Genomic DNA, 18,946 nt, shown 5'->3' with positions numbered 1-18,946 from the left:
GCATGGAGCGCGTCAAGGCTCGGCCCAACACCCGAGCGGCGGGATGTCATGGTGGCGTGAGACCGGTCGCCTCACCGAGCCTAGTTTGCCATCAACTTCCCATCAGCCTATCTGGGGCACCTCTCAGCCTTTAGTGATAGCCCGACAAATCTCGCAATGGAGATCCGTATTCCGCGGTTGCGCAGGATCGTCACGCATCGTCCGGCTATACGACTTTATTTGACTCCGGCCAGCCAGCGGATGTTCTTCCCGCAACCGCGACCGGCCGGCGGATGCAGGCGGATCAGCGGCGGTTAATGCGCCAAATAGCAGGCCATGGCCCGTTTTCCCCAACGAGATCTCTCTCTAAAACCCGAACGTCCAAGTTATCCTTCACGCCACGATTTTAAGCTCTTAGGTGGCTCCGCACCCGACGCACCTGCACCAACATTCCACTCCCCCAAATCGATACGCTTATATTGATTCTGAAGTGACATCTTACTGACGCGGCAGTTAGTCACTTCCAATGAATTATCCGTCGCTCACATACATGTATAGCCGCCATCAACGGACAGGATGGCTCCCGTGCAATAGCTTGATGCAGGGCTGGCAAGAAACAGCACCGCGGATGCAACTTCATGGGACTCGCCCATTCTTCCCAGCGGAGTCTGCTCTAACCATCGATCATACTGAAATGAGCTTTCATTCCTCGGGGAAATTGTCATCTCTGTTGTAACATATCCTGGAGCTACCGCATTTACTCGCACATTATGCTTTGCCCAGGCACAGGCCAGCGACTTCGTCATCATGTGAATGGCGCCCTTACTGGTAATATAGGCGGTGTTGTTCTGTGGCTGCGTCACTATCATGCCGCACATGGATCCGATGTTCACGATGTTGCCCCAGCGACGGGCGATCATGTGCCGGCCAAAGGCCCTCGCACACCAAAATGCAGCATCCGAATTGACCCGCATCGTTGCCAGCCAGTCCGCGTCGGAAGTGTCGAGGGCCTCGGTTATCCGGGCTATACCGGCATTGTTAATAAGGACGTCGATCGGCTGTTCGGCATTCAGTTCGTCGGCGAGCGCCGTAACCGCATCCGGCTTTGCCACATCGATGCCGCGATGACTTGCCGCGATACCGCATGATGCGAGTTTGGCCGCAGCGGCAGCAGCGCTATTCGCGTCCAAGTCCGCGATGACAATTGACGCGCCCGCTTGGCCGAGAGCGTGAGCGATTTCAAGCCCGATACCGCGCCCCCCTCCGGTTACAATTGCACGCTTGCCGGACAGGTCGAATTTCTTCAGATAATCCATGCTGCCTTTGATCCAAGTTTGTATGTTGGCCTCGCCCCAATAAATTGACCGGGATCATGATCCCGATACGGGTGGCGCCCGTTGTTGCTTTTGCGGGTCTGTGCCACTCTGCCGGCTATCATCACTAAAACGGCCCCGCGACACGGATACGGAATGACATTGTCCAGCACCGTCCGACAGGGATCAACATTCTGCCGCAGAAACAACCCGTATAGGCAGCCTGGCCAATTGGCTTGCAATGATAGGCGCCAGCAATTGTCCTGAGAATGCGCAAAAGGATTCGCTGGCCGTAAACCCAGCTTATGTCCAGCCGCTCATGCGCAAGATCGCGAATACGCTACCTTCGCCGGCCATAACGCAAGCGTCTAGTTGCCAAACTTGGACCTCATGCTCAGGCGACCATGCTCATAGGATTTTCAATATAGCTCTTAAATATCTGCAGCAACTTTGCTCCGAGCACGCCGTCCACACAGCGATGGTCGATGGAAAGGGTAACACTCATCACCGTTGCGATGGCCATTGAACCGCTCTTGACGACTACATGCTGTCTGCCCGCACCGACTGCCAGAATCGTAGCGTGGGGGGGATTGATCACGGCAGCGAACTCTTTGACCCCCATCATGCCCATGTTCGAGATCGATGTCGTGCCGCCTTCATATTCTTCAGGCTTTAGCTTGCGATCTCTCGCGCGTTTGCCGAGGTCCTTCATCTCGGCGGAAATGACTTGAAGTGTTTTCTGTTCAGCCTTGCGTATGATCGGCGTGATCAGACCGCCTGCGATCGAGACAGCTACCCCTATGTCGACGTGCTGGTGTTTAAGAATAGCGCCCTCGGTCCAGGAGACATTCGCGTCCGGAACGTCACGCAGCGCAAGCGCCAAGGCCCTTATCACCATGTCATTGACGGACAACTTGTAGACCGGCAGTCCGTCCGCGGCCCTAGGCGCCGCACCGTTGAGTCGGGAGCGCAGTCCTAGAAGCTGATCGATCTCGCAATCCACTGCGACATAGAAATGCGGAATGGTTTGCTTCGAGGTCAGCAGACGACGTGCAATCGTCCTTCGCATCCCGTCGTTAGGTATGCGTTCATATGATCCGCCCTCAAACAGCTTAAGAACAGCGTCGTCCTTGGCACCTTTGCTTCCAGACGACGCTGCAGGAGCAGGGCCTCCAGGCGCGTCGGACCGTTGTCCAGGGGCTGCGGCAACCGAACCAGCTTCAGTCTTTATGGCAAGAACGGCGACCAGGTCCCTGACTTTTAGACCGTTAGCGCCTTCCGGAACGACAATCCTTTCCAGAGTACCGCCGGCAGCGGCCTTGATCTCTCCTGTATCGCTACCGCTTGATACTTGAGCCAAAACATCTCCGGCCTTTATGTCGTCCCCCTCGTTGAACATCCATTTTACAATGGTGGCTGCTCCCATATCGGAAACGAAGGCCGGCATTCTGACGTTGATAGGCATCGGCTCTACTGTGGCTTTTGAGGTATCTAGCGGGCTAGCGGTTTGCGGGTTCGGGCTGCTCTGCTTGGGGTACGAAGCGGAAAAATCTTCGAGCTGAACGGATGTTGGGGCTAAGAAGGCTCAAATGCTCACAGCAACAGTCCTCCGTCGATCGCGATCTCCGCCCCGGTAATGTAGCGGCTCTCGTTCGAGAGCAGGAAGAGAACGAGGTCGGCCACCTCGTCGACCGTCCCGGCCCGCTTGAGCGGAATGAGCGCGTACTGGCGCTCTCTGTCGGACGGATCCTCGGCGAGCAGCATGTCGGTTTCCACCCACCCGGGGTGGATAGAATTGACGCGGATTCCTGCTGGCGCAAGCTCTAGGGCCGCGCATTTTGTCATGCCTCGAAGGGCCCATTTCGTCGCGGAGTAGGCCATACAAGTTCGACTTCCGCGCATCCCGGCGACAGACGAGATGTTTACTATTGCGCCACCGCCGGATGCCTCGATCAGAGGTGAGACTTCCCGCATACCGAGGAAGCAACCCAACTGATTCACACGGAAGTGCTTTTCGAAGAGCGCGACGCTCGAATCCCTCATTGGCACGGGTTCATAAATCGCCGCGTTGTTGACCAGACCATGAAGTCCCGTCCCCTCCCCCTCCAGACAGCGGATCAGGCTTCGCCAGTCTTGCTCGCTAGTGACGTCGAGATGCACGTATGACGCTTTTTCACCAATAGTCGCTGCAAGTTGTTCGCCCTGCTCGTCTAGGAGGTCGCCGATGACAACCCGCCCTCCCTCCGTTGCGATTTGGACGGCTTCCGCCGCACCTTGACCTCGAGCTCCACCAGTAATCAAAACCGTCTTGCCTTCGAAGCGTTTGTCCCGCGTCATGGTAGTCCTACAGCAACGAGCAGTTGACTCCGAATACTAACCAATGGGTATGCAGACGTAAGCAGCCAGGAGTGGCACTTAAATCGCCGGAGGTTCTGAAGTTTAGTCAGATAAGTAACGAACCGTGATTCTTTTCTACTGCCCGGTGTTGATGCGACAGATGACGATTCCGACTTCCGTCGCTGACCCTTCATCAACAAGGATTTCGGCAACCACGCCTGCGGTCTCCGCCTCTATCTCAATGTTAGTTTTTTCCGACTCCACTTCGGCTAGAATCTGACCCGGAACGACCGAGGTGCCGACCGAAACATACCACTTCGTAAGATCAACCTCGACCGTCGATGCACCCATCTTCGGGATACGAACTTCAAACATGAGCATAGCTCCTTACGGCTAAGATCGCGTCTTCCAGTTGCTGCGGCTTCGGCAGAACAGCAGCTTCGAGCGCAAGATTGAACGGCATAGGAACGTCAGCTCGCGTGACACGCTTGATCGGGGCCTTGAGAGATGAAAACGCCAGCTCCCCTATTATTGCGCTCAATTCGGCGGCGAACCCACAAGTACGGTTCGTGTCGTCGTAGATTACGACGCGGCCAGTTTTCTTGACGGACTTCAACAGCCCTTCCCTGTCAAGCGGCAAGAGAGACCGAGGATCCCACACTTCGACGCTGATGTTTTTCTCCTGGGCGAGGCGCTCAGCGACAGCTAGAGCCTCGGGCACTAAATGCCCGATAGCAATGACTGTGACATCGGATCCTTCACGCTTAACGTCACCGCAACCGAAAGGGACGGCATAGATTTCCTCCGGCACCGGACCCTTTTGCGGAAGCGACATGGCTGATGCTATGAAAACGACGGGGTCGTCTTCGCGGATCGCCTGGATCATGAGGCCCTTGGCGTCGTAGGCATTCGAAGGGCAAACAACCTTGAAGCCAGCGTGTAGGAGGTACGGATAGGGATTGTCTGAGTGCTGGCCCGCGTTTCCACCCCGCGATCCAGACACCATAAGCGTGTAAGTGATTGGAAGATTTGCTTGACCTCCTAACATCAATCGCATCTTCGCCGCTTGATTGACTAGCTGGTCGAATGCGACGTAAATCAGTGAGGGAACTTGAAACTGAACGATTGGGCGCAAACCGGCCAAAGCCGCCCCCGTAGCGAAGCCGGTGAACGCTGCCTCGGAAATGGGTGTGTCGAGTACGCGGAGATCGCCGAAAGCGCCATGGAGGCCTTTCGTCTCACCGCGAATTCCACCTCGAATGTCCTCCCCGATAATCATGACACTCTCATCTGCCCCCATGGCCTGATGGTAGGCTTCGTTCATGGCCTGAAGAAATCTCAGCTGTCTCACGGCTCTACTCCCCATGCCGGAGTGTTCGGATACGGCACGGCATACATGCAATCGAGAGCCTCGGCCGGGTTCGGCGGGGGGCTGCTCCTAGCGAACTCGACGCCCCGATCGATCTCAATGTTGACCTCGGCATCGATAGCTTCAATGTCTTCTTGAGCGCACAAGCCACTTTCCATCATACGCGCCGCCCAGATCTTGATAGGGTCCCGCAACTTCCAGCGATCGACTTCCTCTTGAGATCGATAGTTCATCTTCATGTGACGCTCGCCTGTATAATGCCCAAAGTAGCGATAGGTTTGACACTCAATGAACGTTGGGCCTTTGCCGGTCCGAGCGCGTTCCGTAGCAGTGAGAGCAGCGTGATAAACGGCCTCGACGTCCATGCCATCGACGCACACACCAGGCATTCCGTAGGATTGGGCGCGAACGTAAGGGTCTAGGATCGTGACTTCTTTGAGAGGCGTCGAGATCGCGTACTGATTGTTCTCGCAGACGAAAATGACAGGAAGATCCCAAATCGCCGCGAGGTTCATCGCCTCGTGGAGGACCCCTTGGTTGATTGCTCCGTCGCCGAAGAATGAAACAGCAACGCGGTTTTCGCGAGCAGCTTTGAATTTGTGAGCCGCACCACAGGCTATAGGGGCTCCAGCGCCGACGATACCATTCGCCCCAAATATTCCAATCCCGACGTCAGCAATGTGCATGGATCCGCCGCGACCCTTATTGTATCCGCCCGTTCGCGCGAGCAGCTCAGCAAACATTCTGCCAACGTCGCCGCCCTTCGCCAGTGTGTGGCCATGCCCTCGATGGGTACTTGTGACGATGTCTGAAGTCGTGAGTGCGCCGCAAATACCAACCGCAACCGCCTCTTGCCCGCTGTACTCGTGACATACGCCGGCGATCTCGTTGTCATCGACTAGGGTGACGACCCGGTTCTCAAACTGCCTGATACGCGCCATGTCGTAATACAAGCTTCTCGCGAATTGAGCAGGCATAATGTTAGACGTCGACGCCTCTATTTTGTGTTCCAAGTTGATCTACTCCGGTCAAACCCGTTGTCGATGTGGCTACTCGATACCTATCGCCGACCAAGATTGTCGCGGCACGCAAGCCCAGAATAACTCTTTTCGAATAAACCATATTCCGGGCGTCTCGTAGACTGAAAGGATGGCGTCGGGTATAGACCTGATTGATATCAAGCCTCACAATCTTCACCCGAGGTAATCGCTTCTCGCCGTGGACCGGTGGCCGCGCATGAAGTACGAGAACGCGGCCAGCGAACTCAACGTGACGCGTTAAGATCCGCACATGACAGAACCTGAAAGGCAACTGTAGCAGTGCCGCGAACCGGGTTCCTCCCTATGCAGCAGCGGCGTGAACTGACCGCCCAGTTCTGTCCACCCAACTTTTACTGCCCGGATCGGCTGACGCGCCGGCGGTTGGCTTCGCGATAGGCCTGCTTAAAAGGCTTCCAATTGAGAGGCCGTCTCTCTCAAAGGGAGCTGTAGAGAGGATTTAACGTTTTCCAGTGTGTAAGCAAATGCAGTGGGCCTATCGAAGCGCCAATCCTTGTTGGCATACCCTCCAGAGCCCTCTTTAGGTTGTCCGCGGTGATCACCGAGCCTGCGTAAAGCCAGTTGGCCAAGTCAAGCATGGCGTCATATGCATCAGTTCAGTCGCGGTGCCGCAGGCATCCTTGAAAATCCTGATGCGGTAGTCGCGCGAAATCGCGTCTCACACTGTCGTTTCCAAACAAACCTCGCTTAAGCTCCGAACATTATAAGATGGTCCGCATTCAATCGGCGCAGCAAAATCTCCAAATTCGTGTTGTAGAACGCGCTGGGACGCTGCTTTCGTACAAGGCTAGCTTCCGGTTTCAGGTCCACGATGAATCTCGGCAGCCTGCCCGACGCTATGTGATGGGCGTCCGCCGTTCAAAGCCTCGTGACGTAGCGCGTCTACTCCTCTTGGATCATACCAATTCTGTGTATAGACAATAGGCAGCCCCGCTGCACGGCATGCATCGGAGAGCTGTCTTGGCACTCCGCAGCAGCTCTTCTCGATTGTAGATCGACCATGCCCCATCCGCTTCGATGCAGTCATGTAAATCCACCGCAATGACTACAGTGCGCTTGAACTGATCGGGCAACGTCATGTCGAGAACCTTTCCCCTTGTTCATAATTTACCCAAGGACATCTTCAAACAGCCGCGAGTCGTGATAGAAACGCTCCGAGGTCGATCGTGCCGATGCATGGGCGCACCTTCAATTGTCCGTCCAAACGGCTATTTGCCAATGAGGGCACGGAATGCGCAAGCAACCACGCCGCAATCGCGATTTGAATGCCACTTCCTGGTCAGATGGTTCAATTCTCAGGCCTGTTCGAAGAACTCTACTGCAATCAGCCGCTCTTTATTCCAGACGCTAGTGCTTTGACAGGCGAAAGATTGCTGCCCGACATAGACCATCTTCATGACAAGCTTAAAGCCGCTCGTAGGAGCATTCAATTTTTGCGCTGACACGATGCCCGCAGCGAGGGATCGCGAAAGTCCATCCCATACGCGCCTGGAAAGGGGGAGCCTAACGACCGTACGCGGCCGGCCCGGGCAGCATTAGTCCGAACGGCACGAGAGGAATAGCGGAACGACGTCCACAGGTTCTGCAGTCCTAGAGCAGTTCGCATTTAGGTTGACTTATAGCCTGCGCTTTCCATGTAGTTGTTGCATTCGTTTGGGCTGACCTGGGGTGTGGGCGATGGCGTTGTGATCGTTTGGCGGCACGGTCGGATGCAGTGCTTGAGCTTAGCAAACAGCTTCTCGATTGGATTGAGATCTGGACTGTAGGGCGGCAGGAAGAAGAGCCGCGCCCCAGCAGCTCTGACGATATCGCGGACGGCTTGGCCTTTGTGGGAACCGAGATTGTCGAGAATGACGATGTCCCCCGGCTTCAGGGCTTTGATGAGCTCGGTTGCGACATAGGCACGGAGGGCCTGCGCATTGATAGGGCCGTCAATGACCCAAGGCGCCTCCAACCCGATCATGGCGTAGCGCGGCGATGAAGGTCATGGTCTTCCAATGGCCATATGGTGCGTGGGCCATCAGCCGCTTGCCGCGCACACCCCAGCCGCGCAATGGCGCCATGTTTGTCTTGACCCATGGTTCATCCAGGAAGACCAAGCGCGTAGGGTCAATGCGGGTCTGGTAGCGCATCCATTGCGCTCGCCGGCGCATCAGCTTGGGCTTGAACTGCTCGGCCGGCAGAATGGGTTTTTTAAAACTCTTGCCCTCGCGATGCAGGAAGTGACCGACGCTCGCAGGGTGGATGATGAGACCACGTTCAGCCAGTGCCGCCGTCAACTGATGAAGCGTCACGTTGGCATCTCGCTCGACCTAGCCCAGGACGAAAGCACGATGCTCCCATCGATCAGATAGGGCCGGTGACCGCCCATCTTGCCAGGTGCCGCACTGCCAAGGCGACGCTTGCGCGCCGCCCACTTGATCACGCTCGACACCGCCACCCTCAGAGCCGCAGCTACCTCACGGCTCGTCTCGCCCTCTTCAAGTCGGGCCAGTGCTCGCTCCCGAAGATCCATCGAATAAGCCTTCGTCAGTCCCGACCTCCAACGGTCAGAACATCAAATCTGATTTGCTCATCCTTGGGAATCCCGAATCAGATAAAACGCGAACTGCTCTAGTGGTGTGATGGGATCGCAAAAAGCTTTCGCCCGAGGGACTTGGACATAAAGTGGGTTTAAGACTAGCGAAACCTTTTGCGCATTCTCAAGGCTATTGCCCGCGCCTATCATCAGCAAGATACAAATCCGGCACGCCTTCTTAGACGGCGGGGCCACGAGTGTTTTAATGCGGGACGCCGGTCGTTCCGCTATCGCGGGCGAGGCTCTGAATGGACACTGACGTTCCCGCAAACCGACGCCGCGGAGGCCGGTCTTCGGTGGTTGCGGCACGGGAGGCTGAAAGAAGGCCGCGTGTCTCGACTATCAAGTACGGAATTCGACCTGTGGAGGCCGTCAACGCCGAACAGCTTGAGCGCATTCATCAGGCTTCGCTGGCGATCCTACGCGAGATCGGGATCGAATTCAGAGATGAGACAGCGATCAGGCAGTGGAAAGAGGCGGGGGCGGATGTCCGTGAACACCGCGTTCGCCTCGAGGCCGACATGGTCATGGATCTCATCTCCAAGGCCCCTTCCCGTTTTGAAATGACGTCTCGCGATCCGTCACAGCGTTTCGAGATCGCGCCAGATACAATGACTTTCGGCGTCATGCAGGGTGCGCCAAACATCCGCGATCTTCAGGGCGTGCGGCGCGCATCCACGATCGAGGATCTCCGGAACATGAACCGGCTGACCCAGATGCTGCCCGGTTTCCATATCGCGGGCGGGTTCACCTGCGAGCCGACCGACATCGCCGTGCCATGGCGCCATCTGCACATCAATCATTCGAGCCTGGTGGAAACCAACATGCCTTTCTTCGGTCTGACGACCGGAAAGCAACGTGCCGACGACTCGATCGCGATGGGCCAGATCGTGCATGGCAAGGCATTCATGGATCAGAACGCGGTGATGATCGGTCACGTGTCGGGCAACTCGCCGCTTGTCTGGGATTCGACCATGCTGGAAGGGCTTCGCGCCTTCGCCGACGCGAACCAGGTCGTGCTGCTGTCTCCATTCGTGCTCGGCGCCGCCAACACTCCCGCCGACATCCCCGCCACGATCGCCCAGTTGAATGCGGAGGCGCTCGCCGCGCTGGCCTATACTCAGCTTGCCGCGCCAGGCGCCAAGATGATCTACGGTCAATATTCCGTCTCGGTGTCGATGCGCAGCGGCGCCCCCATGTCCGGCATGCCGGAAGTTACTCTGATCAACGCCGTCATCGGACAACTGGCAAGGCGCTATAACGTGCCGTGGCGAACCACTGCGTCTCAATCCTCCGCCAAAACCTTCGATGCCCAGTCCGGTTATGAATCAGCCATCGCCTACATGTCCGGCGCCAGCGCCTGCTCCAACCTTATGATGCATGCCGGCGGCTGGGATGAAGCCGGTCTGGTGTGCTGCATGGCGAAGTTCATCGCCGATGCTGAACAGAACCTGCTCATCGAGAAATACGCGCGGGGCATATCATTCGAATATTTCGAGGATGCGCTCGAAGCCGTCCGCCGCATCGGACCCGGCGGCCACTATCTCGGAGATTCCTTCACGCTCAAGCGCTTCAAGGACGCGTTCATCGCGCCGGAGATCCTCGACTACCTAAGCTACGAGCAGTGGAAGGTCAAAGGTTCCAAGGACATGGCACAGCGCTGCAGGGAGAAGGCGACAGCAATCATCGCGAGCTACGAGCAGCCGCCGATGGACCCTGCCGTCCGCGAGGAACTCGATGCGTTTGTGGCGAAACGCCAGGAGGATATTTCCCCGAGCCTCGCCTAAGTCCAGCCAGGCGCCCATGAATAAATGGACCGGGAACAATAAAATTAGGGAGAAGAAACATGGCGTTTTTCAGAAGCAATGGGGATCGCGTTCCAGCTTCCATCGATAAGATGGCGAGCGAGGTCAAAGCAGGCACGATGGACCGGCGTGAGTTCCTTGCGCTTGCAAGTACATTCGGCGCCTCGGGTGCGATGGCCTATAGCCTGATCGGCGTGGCATTTCCCCAATCGGTGCGCGCCGCTGAACAGAAGAAGGGCGGAATTCTGCGCGTCTCAATGCCCGTCAAGGCGCAGAAAGACCCGCGTACCTATGACTGGGTGGAACTTGCCAACATCTCTCGTTGCTGGCTGGAGCCGCTCGTCCGTTACACACATGAGTTCACGTTCGAACCTGTTCTGCTGGAAAGCTGGGAGATCAATGAGGACGCGACGGAGTATGTCTTCCACGTCCGGAAGAGCGTCACCTGGAACAACGGCGATACATTCGACGCCGATGACGTAATCTTCAACATAACCCGGTGGTGCGAGAAGGGCGTCTCGGGCAACTCGATGGCCGCTCGTGTCGGGGGGCTTATCGATGCCAAGAACGGCAAGGCGAGAGATGGAGCGATCGTCAAGGTCGATGATTATACCGTCAAACTCGAGCTAAGCGACCCCGACATCGCCATAATCGCGAATTTCACCGACTATCCCGGGCTGATCGTCCACCCCAGTTTCGATGCCGGCGGCGCCGACCCAGTCACGAAGCCGATTGGGACGGGTCCATTTGAACTGGTATCCTACTTGGTCGGCAGCAAGGCTGAAGTCAAACGCCGGCAGGATGGCAAGTGGTGGGGCGGCGAGGCGTTGCTCGATGGCGTGCAGTTCGTCGATTATGGGACCGACTTCCAGGCGACGGTGGCTGCTTTCGAGTCCGGGGAGGTCGATCTCAATCTGGAGACTCCGGCTGACTTCATCGACATTCTGGACAAGATGGACCTGGTAAAATCGGAAGTCGCAACGGCAACGACGCTCGTGTGCCGCACCAACACCGCCCACAAACCATATGACGACAAGAAGGTCCGAAACGCGCTGCAGATGGCGGTCGATAACAACGCTGTCCTTCAACTCGGCTATGCAGGGCGGGGAACGGTCGGCGAAAACCATCACGTCAGCCCAATTCATCCGGAATATTATGCTCTGCCCAAAAAGAGCCGGAACGTAGAGGGCGCGAGGAAACTCATTGCTCAATCCGGACATACAGACTTCGAGCATGAGTTGATCTCGATCGACGAGGATTGGCAGAAAAACACCGGGGACGCCATCGCGGCCCAGCTGCGCGAGGCCGGTTTCAAGGTCAAACGTACTGTGCTTCCGGGTTCGACATTCTGGAATGACTGGTCAAAGTACCCATATTCGCTGACCGTCTGGTACATGCGCCCCCTCGGCGTTCAGGTTCTTGCATTGGCCTATCGCACTGGCGAAGCCTGGAATGAGACCGCTTATTCAAACCCCGAGTTTGACGCCAAGCTCAAGAAGGCCTTCTCCGTGAGTGACGCTGCCGAGCGCAAAGAGTTTATGAAGAACATCGAGGACGTGTTGCAGGACTCCGGAGTGATCATCCAGCCGTTCTGGCAAAGCCTCTTCGGTCACATGAACAAAAAGGTCCAGAACTACGTAATTCACCCGACGTTTCAAATGGATCTGCAGAACGTCTGGCTCGCCGCCTGAAGGCTCCAGTCGAGCACGCCGACTGGAGGGCAGGCCTGGTCCGGAGCGTGGTGTCCAGATGGACGTCGTCGGGTGAACAGGACGGTGAAGTCTGGACGATGGCACCATGAAGCAGGGAGAACTGCGCATCTGTCGGTAACGGTGCGACCTGCTCAGGAATAGAAGAGTAGCTCTACCTGCCGTAGGGCCTTGCGGAATCCGGAGCACCTATTGCACACAACTAACTTTAGCGCGACGCCGCGATATTCCCCTGGACCCTGGTGGCGTAGCAAGTTTTCGAGCGAGAAAGCTTCTGGAGAACAGCAACATGGGTAAGTGCGGAATACTAGATCCTTTTGAGTGCGGGGTAATCCCTCTCGCTGATTGGATGACTATCGGGCTGCGCTGGGTTGTTGATCACTACAGGCCGTTCTTTCAATCGGTCAAGGCGCCCTTCGACCTTCTACTGCAGTGGTTCGGCATAGCGCTCCATTCGGTTCCTCCGGTCGTGATGATCATCGTTGCGGGCCTGGCGGCTTGGCAGTTCGGCGGACGGAAGGTCGCCGGGGTTATCGTCGGCGCTCTCATCTTTATGGGTCTCATCGGCGTCTGGCAGGACGCCATGACGACGCTTTCAATTGTGCTGACTTCGCTCGTCGTAGCGGTGATGCTTGGCATTCCGCTCGGTATCTGGGCGGCGCGGAGCGAGCGAGTATTTGTGGTGATGCGTCCGATCCTTGACGGGATGCAGACCATTCCAGCGTTCGTCTACCTGGTTCCCATTGTGATGCTCTTCGGTATCGGCAACGTGCCGGGCGTGATCGTTACGGTAATTTTTGCGGTTGCGCCGCTGATCCGCCTTACGAACCTCGGCATACGGCAGGTACCGGAAGAGGTGATCGAAGCCATGCGCGCCTTCGGCGCTACGGAGCGTCAGCTTCTGTGGAAGGCTCAGCTGCCGCTTGCGCTACCCACCGTCATGGCCGGCATCAACCAGACGCTGATGATGTCGCTATCGATGGTGGTCATCGGTTCGATGATCGCTGTTGGTGGACTGGGCCAGACGGTGCTGCGCGGCATAGGCCGTCTTGATGTGGGTTTGGCGACAGTCGGGGGCCTGGGCATCGTCGCGCTGGCCATCGTGCTGGATCGCTTCACGCATTCGCTGTCGACACAGAAGCGAAGGCCGGGCGAGCTCTGGCATCAAGGTCCGGTGGGACTTTTCAGGGCCGTCACCTTAACAACTAGTCACAGAAGCTGAGCAATTTGCTCACACAGGGAGGAAACGATGAAGATAAAATGTGTGGCGCTGGCCATGGCCGTGATGGCTGGCTATGCGGTGCCGGCAATGGCAGATCAGGTCATGCCGGCCTGGAGCGGAGCGACAGAAGAGCTGTTCCAGACATTTGTCGTGGATGAGGGTCTCAAGGAGCTCGGCTATAACATAGCTGACCTGACCCAGGTTCAAGTTCAGCTGGCGCATACCGCTGTAGCTAACGGCGATCTCACCTTTTATGCGGTGCACTGGGTTCCGCTTCACGACACTTTCTGGAAAGCATCAGGCGGCGATGAAAAGCTGATGAGCGTCGGCACCCTAATCAAGAACAGCCTGCAGGGCTATCTGATCGATAAGAAAACGGCCGACGCCACTGGCATCAAGTATCTTGAGGACCTCAAGGATCCCGAGAAGGCCAAGCTTTTCGACATCGACGGGAATGGAAAGGCAGACCTCTACGGTTGCGAACCGGGGTGGGGCTGCGAACGCGTGATCGAGCATCAGCTCGACGCCTATGGCCTGCGTGATACCGTCGAGGAAAAGCAAGGCGGCTATTTCGCCATCATTCCTGACGCGATCGAACGCATCAAGGCTGGCAAGCCGACACTGTACTACACTTGGACGCCGCTGTGGGTATCTGCCATTCTCCGCCCAGGCAAGGAGGTTGTCTGGCTCAACGTCAAGAACACCTCTCTTCCTGACGCGGAGACCGGCAACACAGTTGTTGAAGGCCTCGGGAATCTTGGCTTCGCCGTGAACGACCAGAAGATCATCGCCAATACGACTTGGCTGAAAGCCAACCCGAAAGCCAAGAAATTCTTTGAGCTCGTGCAGATCCCGATTGCGGACGTCAACGCGGAAAATCAAAAGGTTGCCAATGGTGAAAAGAGCAACGAGCAGATCATGAAACACGCAACCGACTGGATCGCCGCTCACCACGCTGATTGGGAAAAGTGGATCGCTGAAGCCAAGGCCGCCAAGTGAGGCTCTGAGGTTTAAATCGGCCGGCGGCATCCGCCGGCCGATTACGGTCTGAAGATAGGCACAACACACTATCGAGAGTTCCGCACATGACTATACCCGCCATCGTCTGTTCCGGCTTGTGGAAAATTTTCGGGACGCGCAAAGGGAAAGCCCTCGCGGCGGCCCGCGATCGCGGGTTCAGCAAGAGGCAAGTCCTTGAAGAATTCGATTGCGTTCTGGGTGTGGCCGATGTGTCCTTCTCGGTCGAGCCCGGCGAGATCTTTTGCATCATGGGGCTGTCCGGCTCAGGGAAATCGACGCTTGTCCGCCATCTCAATCGGCTGATCGAACCAACCGCAGGCGAGGTTCGGATCGGCGGAAATGCCATCAACAAACTTTCGCCGTCTGAACTCCGGACCCTTCGCTCAGAGACGGTCGGCATGGTCTTCCAGCACATGGCGCTGCTGCCGCACCGCACCGTCTACGACAATGTTTCCCTCAGTCTCGAACTCCGAGGCAAATCACGCAAGGAGTGCCGCCGCGTGGCGGAAGAAAACCTCAAGCTCGTTGACTTGAGCGGTTGGGGCGAGCGTTACCCGGACGAGCTCTCGGGCGGGATGAAGCAGCGGGTGGGGCTTGCCCGTGCCATGGCGGCAGACCCGCAGATCCTGTTACTGGACGAGCCGTTCTCAGCGCTCGACCCGTTGATCCGCCGCCAACTCCAACAGCAGTTCCTAGACCTCGCGAAGGTCGTCCAGAAAACAACGGTGTTTATCACACACGACCTCGACGAAGCCATTCGCCTGGGCGATCGTATTGCGATCATGAAGGATGGTAAGTTCGTTCAAGTGGGAACGCCGGAAGACATCGTAACCGCGCCCAAGGACCGCTATGTCGCTGATTTCGTCTCAGGCATTTCGCTGCTCAATCTCGTCACTGCCAGGAAGATCATGCAGCCGCGGGACAGCATAGCGACGCTTTCTGAAAAGAAATTCCAAGCGCTCCCCCGCGTGCAAACCACTGACAAGCTCTCCGCTGTGATCAGCACCGCTGCGGATGGCGGCGATCTGATCGCAGTCTATGACGGCAGCGAGCCGGCGGGCGTCGTCACCCGGCGCGCCCTGTTTTCAGGAATTCAAGGCGTGATATCGAGCCCCAAGGCCGTGAGTGGTTTGAAATCGGGAAAAATTTGCCAGTACGGGGGCAGCTCTGCCCCCTCAATCCGCCCAACAAGCTCTGGAAGATCAATCGATATGGACACAGCTGCGCTCTCTGCTCACAGCGACGAAGGCAAGAAATGAGCGAACCGACCTTGTCCCGTGCTTAGTAGAAGTGCTCGCGCAGTGCCCCGGCGCCCTGCATGCTGAACAGTCTGAAACTACTTTCGTGAAGGACCCCGCCGTCGCCCTTTCGCGGCGATGACTTACGTTCCGCCCGGGCGATCCACGCGCGGTGGACGCAACGGGCTTTAAATCCGCACGCCCATTTTACCACCGCCGATCTGACACATTTAAATTGGTCCTATTGAAGACTTGCCACCCACCCACGGCTGTGGTCGATCGTAGGGACCGGTACTGAGGACGTCTGCCTACAAGGCCTTGAGCCGCTCCACCGCGGTTAGGGCTGATATCTCTCGGGCCTTGGCCAGCATCACTACTTTCAAGGTCTCCCAACAAGAGACGGCATTGGGGATACGGACACCTAGACGCTTGACGTATAATTGCTCGCGTTACGTATCGAAGCTGCATCCCTTGCGAAGACGCGTTGCGCAGCTATCCACTCATTCCTATAGGTGTTTGTAACTCAGGCCCGCACTTTTTCAGCCTTCGGATCGTACATCGGCTTCAACGATGCTTCCGCCGCGAAGCGTTCGCCGGCGATTTCGATCTCGTAGGATGAAGCCAGCACATCGGCCTCGCTCTCGCCCCGGCATGGCACATAACCCAGCCCTACCGCGCCGCCGAGGTGATGGCCGTAATTGCCTGATGTGATCGGACCGACGATCTTGCCGTCGCGCAGGATCGCCTCGTTATGGAAGAGCAGGGGCTCTGGATCCTTAAGCCGGAACTGGACGAGCCGGCGTGACAGGCCGGCTTCCTTTTTGCGCAGCACGGCATCGCGGCCGATGAAGTCGCCCTTGGCGGTCTTCACCGCGAAGCCGAGGCCGGCCTCCAGCACATTGTCCTCGTCGGTGATGTCGTGGCCGAAATGCCGGAAAGCCTTTTCGATGCGGCAGGAATCCAGCGTGTGCAGGCCGCAGAGTTTCAGGCCGACATCGGCACCGGCCTCGTCGATCGCTTCGAAAACGTGTGCTGCCTGGTCGGTCGAGACATAGAGTTCCCAGCCGAGCTCGCCGACATAGGTGACGCGGTGGGCGCGGGCCAGGCCCATGCCGATCTCGATCTCCTGGAATGTGCCGAACGGATTTTTCTCATTGGAGAAATCGTTCGGGCTGACCTTCTGGATCAGCTTTCGCGCATCCGGACCCATGAGACAGAGCACGCTTTCGGCCGCCGTTACGTCGGTGACGACAACGAACTGCCCGCCGACATGGCGGCGCAGCCAGGCGAGGTCACGCTGCAGCGTGGCGCCTGGGACGACGAGGAAGAACGCCGTCTCCGACAGGCGCGAGACCGTCAGGTCGCTCTCGATGCCGCCGCGTTGGTTGAGCATCTGGGTGTAGACGATCTTGCCCGGCGCGACGTCCATGTCGTTGGCGCAGAGCTTCTGGAGGAAGGCACAGGCGTCGCGGCCTTCGACACGGATCTTGCCGAACGAGGTCATGTCGAACAGGCCGACCTTGTTTCGGACCGCGAGGTGTTCCTCGCGCTGGTTGTCGAACCAGTTCTGCCGCTTCCAGGAATAGCGGTATTCGCGCTCCTGGCCCTCGCGTGCGAACCAGTTGGCGCGCTCCCAGCCGGCGACTTCGCCGAACACCGCGCCGCGCGCCTTCAGATGCTCATGCAGGGGCGAGCGGCGGACATTCCTCGAGGTCGCCATCTGCCGATAGGGGAAATGGTCGGCATAGAGCAGGCCGAGCGTCTCGGAGACGCGCTCCTTGAGATAGCGTCGGTTCTTCTGGAATGGCTGGGCGCGGCGGATGTCGACCTCCCACAGGTCGAAGGGCGCTTCGCCGTCATTGATCCACTGCGCCAGCGCCATGCCGGCGCCGCCGGAGGAGACGATGCCGATCGAATTGTAGCCGGTCGCCATCCAGTAGCCGGACAGCTCCGGCGCCTCACCGAGATAGTAGCGGTCATCGGGCGTAAAACTCTCCGGACCGTTGAAGAAGGTGTGGATGCCGGCGGTCGCCAGCATCGGCATGCGGTTGACGCCCATTTCGAGGATCGGCTCGAAATGCTCCATGTCCTCAGGCAGTTGGTCGAAGCAGAAATCCTCGCTTATGCCGTCCATGCCCCACGGCTTGGCCACCGGCTCGAAGGCGCCCAGCATCATCTTGCCGGCGTCTTCCTTGTAGTAGGCGCACTCGTCCGGCACCCGCAGCACCGGCAGACGGGTGAGGCCGGGGATCGGCTCGGTGACGAGATAAAAATGCTCGCAGGCGTGTAGCGGGATGGTGACGCCGTTCTGCGCTCCCAGTTCGCGCGCCCACATGCCGGCGCAATTGACGACGATGTCGGCCTCGATCGTGCCTTGCTCTTCGCCTTGCGCCCAGGACACGCCGGTGACGCGGCCGGCCCTGGTATGGACCTTGGTGACCTTTACGTTCTCGACGATGGTGGCGCCGCGCTGGCGCGCGCCCTTGGCCAGCGCCATGGCGATGTTTGCGGGGTCGCACTGGCCGTCGAGCGGCAGATGCACGGCGCCGACGACGTCCGAGACATTCAGATGCGGATACATCTGCTTGACTTCATTGGGAGAAATCTCGCGGACATCGACATCGAAGGCACGCGCCAGCGATGCTTGCCTGTAGATCTCGTGCTTGCGCTCCTCGGTCAGCGCCACGGTGATCGAACCGACCTGGCGCATGCCGGTGCCGACCTCGGTCTCGGCTTCCAGCTTGACGTAGAGGTCGGCGGAATATTTCGCCAGCCGGGTCATGTTCTGCGAGCCGCGCAACTGGCCGATCAGGCCGGCGGCATGCCATGTCGTGCCTGACGTCAGCTGCTTGCGCTCCAGAAGCACGATGTCGGTCCAGCCGAGTTTGGCCAGGTGATAGGCGACGGAGCAGCCGGAAACGCCGCCACCGATGATGACCGCTCTTGCTTTGGCGGGAATGGCTTTGGCGGTCATGCGGCCTCGCGGCGGTAGCTGGAAGCGAAACGGCGCAGCCGGAGCGCTGCTTCTTGCAGCATAGGTTCGGGCTGGCAGAGGCTGATGCGGATATGGCCTTCTGGCACGGGGGTGAAGTGGCGCCCTGCGTCACATTCACCTGTCGCCTGCAACGACGATAGTGCGCCTTGATGGGCATTTTCTAAGCCGACCACCCGCTGCCTATTCATGGAGCGACATCCACAAGTTGATGCCCCCTCCGCAGAACGATGCGCAGGGTTTGTCACATCGAAATTGGGCCGCTCTACCACCGAGTTCCCACCTACCTCCGATGCAGAGTTGCCTGGGCATGCTTGTCCTCCGTT

Annotated in this window: 12 protein-coding genes and 1 pseudogene; 5 read left to right on the top strand and 8 right to left on the bottom strand. The window is 57.9% G+C overall.

The features are described 5' to 3' along the window. Nucleotides 1–521: 521 nt before the first annotated feature. From EN786_RS31595 to EN786_RS31560, 7 genes and pseudogenes are all read right to left on the bottom strand, one after another. Nucleotides 522–1,295, bottom strand: a complete 774-nt coding sequence (locus EN786_RS31595; RefSeq protein ID WP_126080631.1) for an SDR family oxidoreductase — start codon at nt 1,293–1,295, stop codon at nt 522–524. A gap of 391 nt (nt 1,296–1,686) precedes the next feature. After that, entirely contained in the window at nt 1,687–2,757 is a 1,071-nt protein-coding gene (locus EN786_RS31590; RefSeq protein WP_126080630.1) for a 2-oxo acid dehydrogenase subunit E2, read from the bottom strand. A gap of 128 nt (nt 2,758–2,885) precedes the next feature. Continuing rightward, a complete protein-coding gene (locus EN786_RS31585) occupies nt 2,886–3,629 on the bottom strand; it encodes an SDR family oxidoreductase (protein WP_126080629.1) in 744 nt (247 codons plus the stop codon). A 135-nt stretch (nt 3,630–3,764) separates the two neighbouring features. Continuing rightward, nucleotides 3,765–4,004, bottom strand: coding sequence for a biotin/lipoyl-containing protein (locus tag EN786_RS31580; protein ID WP_164762741.1), 240 nt, complete (start codon nt 4,002–4,004; stop codon nt 3,765–3,767). Further along, nucleotides 3,997–4,953, bottom strand: coding sequence for a transketolase C-terminal domain-containing protein (locus tag EN786_RS31575; RefSeq protein WP_206516850.1), 957 nt, complete (start codon nt 4,951–4,953; stop codon nt 3,997–3,999). The genes EN786_RS31580 and EN786_RS31575 overlap by 8 nt, the downstream gene beginning before the upstream one ends. A gap of 23 nt (nt 4,954–4,976) precedes the next feature. Further along, nucleotides 4,977–6,011, bottom strand: a complete 1,035-nt coding sequence (locus tag EN786_RS31570) for a thiamine pyrophosphate-dependent dehydrogenase E1 component subunit alpha (RefSeq protein WP_206516851.1) — start codon at nt 6,009–6,011, stop codon at nt 4,977–4,979. Between the two features lie 1,651 nt (nt 6,012–7,662). After that, nucleotides 7,663–8,589 (bottom strand): annotated as a pseudogene (locus EN786_RS31560) (IS630 family transposase). A gap of 293 nt (nt 8,590–8,882) precedes the next feature. On the opposite strand from EN786_RS31560, the gene EN786_RS31555 reads away from it, so the two are divergent. The 5 genes from EN786_RS31555 to EN786_RS31535 all read left to right on the top strand — a co-directional run bounded on the left by EN786_RS31555 (nt 8,883) and on the right by EN786_RS31535 (nt 15,649). Next, a complete protein-coding gene (locus tag EN786_RS31555) occupies nt 8,883–10,421 on the top strand; it encodes a trimethylamine methyltransferase family protein (RefSeq protein ID WP_126080626.1) in 1,539 nt (512 codons plus the stop codon). Nucleotides 10,422–10,480: 59 nt separating this feature from the next. Then, nucleotides 10,481–12,130 carry an ABC transporter substrate-binding protein gene (locus tag EN786_RS31550; RefSeq protein WP_126080625.1) on the top strand — a complete coding sequence of 550 codons (1,650 nt, stop codon included), beginning with the start codon at nt 10,481–10,483 and terminating at the stop codon, nt 12,128–12,130. 367 nt (nt 12,131–12,497) lie between these two features. Beyond that, a complete protein-coding gene (locus EN786_RS31545; RefSeq protein ID WP_245466464.1) occupies nt 12,498–13,370 on the top strand; it encodes an ABC transporter permease subunit in 873 nt (290 codons plus the stop codon). A gap of 27 nt (nt 13,371–13,397) precedes the next feature. Beyond that, nucleotides 13,398–14,369 carry a glycine betaine/L-proline ABC transporter substrate-binding protein ProX gene (gene proX / locus EN786_RS31540; RefSeq protein WP_126080623.1) on the top strand — a complete coding sequence of 324 codons (972 nt, stop codon included), beginning with the start codon at nt 13,398–13,400 and terminating at the stop codon, nt 14,367–14,369. Nucleotides 14,370–14,455: 86 nt separating this feature from the next. Continuing rightward, nucleotides 14,456–15,649 carry a betaine/proline/choline family ABC transporter ATP-binding protein gene (locus EN786_RS31535; RefSeq protein ID WP_126080622.1) on the top strand — a complete coding sequence of 398 codons (1,194 nt, stop codon included), beginning with the start codon at nt 14,456–14,458 and terminating at the stop codon, nt 15,647–15,649. Between the two features lie 502 nt (nt 15,650–16,151). Here the strand turns inward: EN786_RS31535 and EN786_RS31530 are convergent. Continuing rightward, nucleotides 16,152–18,602 (bottom strand): FAD-dependent oxidoreductase, encoded by a 2,451-nt coding sequence (locus EN786_RS31530; RefSeq protein ID WP_126080621.1) that lies wholly within the window; start codon nt 18,600–18,602, stop codon nt 16,152–16,154. Nucleotides 18,603–18,946: the final 344 nt, after the last annotated feature.

The organism is Mesorhizobium sp. M4B.F.Ca.ET.143.01.1.1 (assembly GCF_004792275.1).
In the GTDB taxonomy this organism is placed as follows: domain Bacteria; phylum Pseudomonadota; class Alphaproteobacteria; order Rhizobiales; family Rhizobiaceae; genus Mesorhizobium; species Mesorhizobium abyssinicae.
The sequence above is the reverse complement of the archived record's forward strand: the minus strand, read 5'-3'. Positions and strand labels throughout refer to the sequence as shown.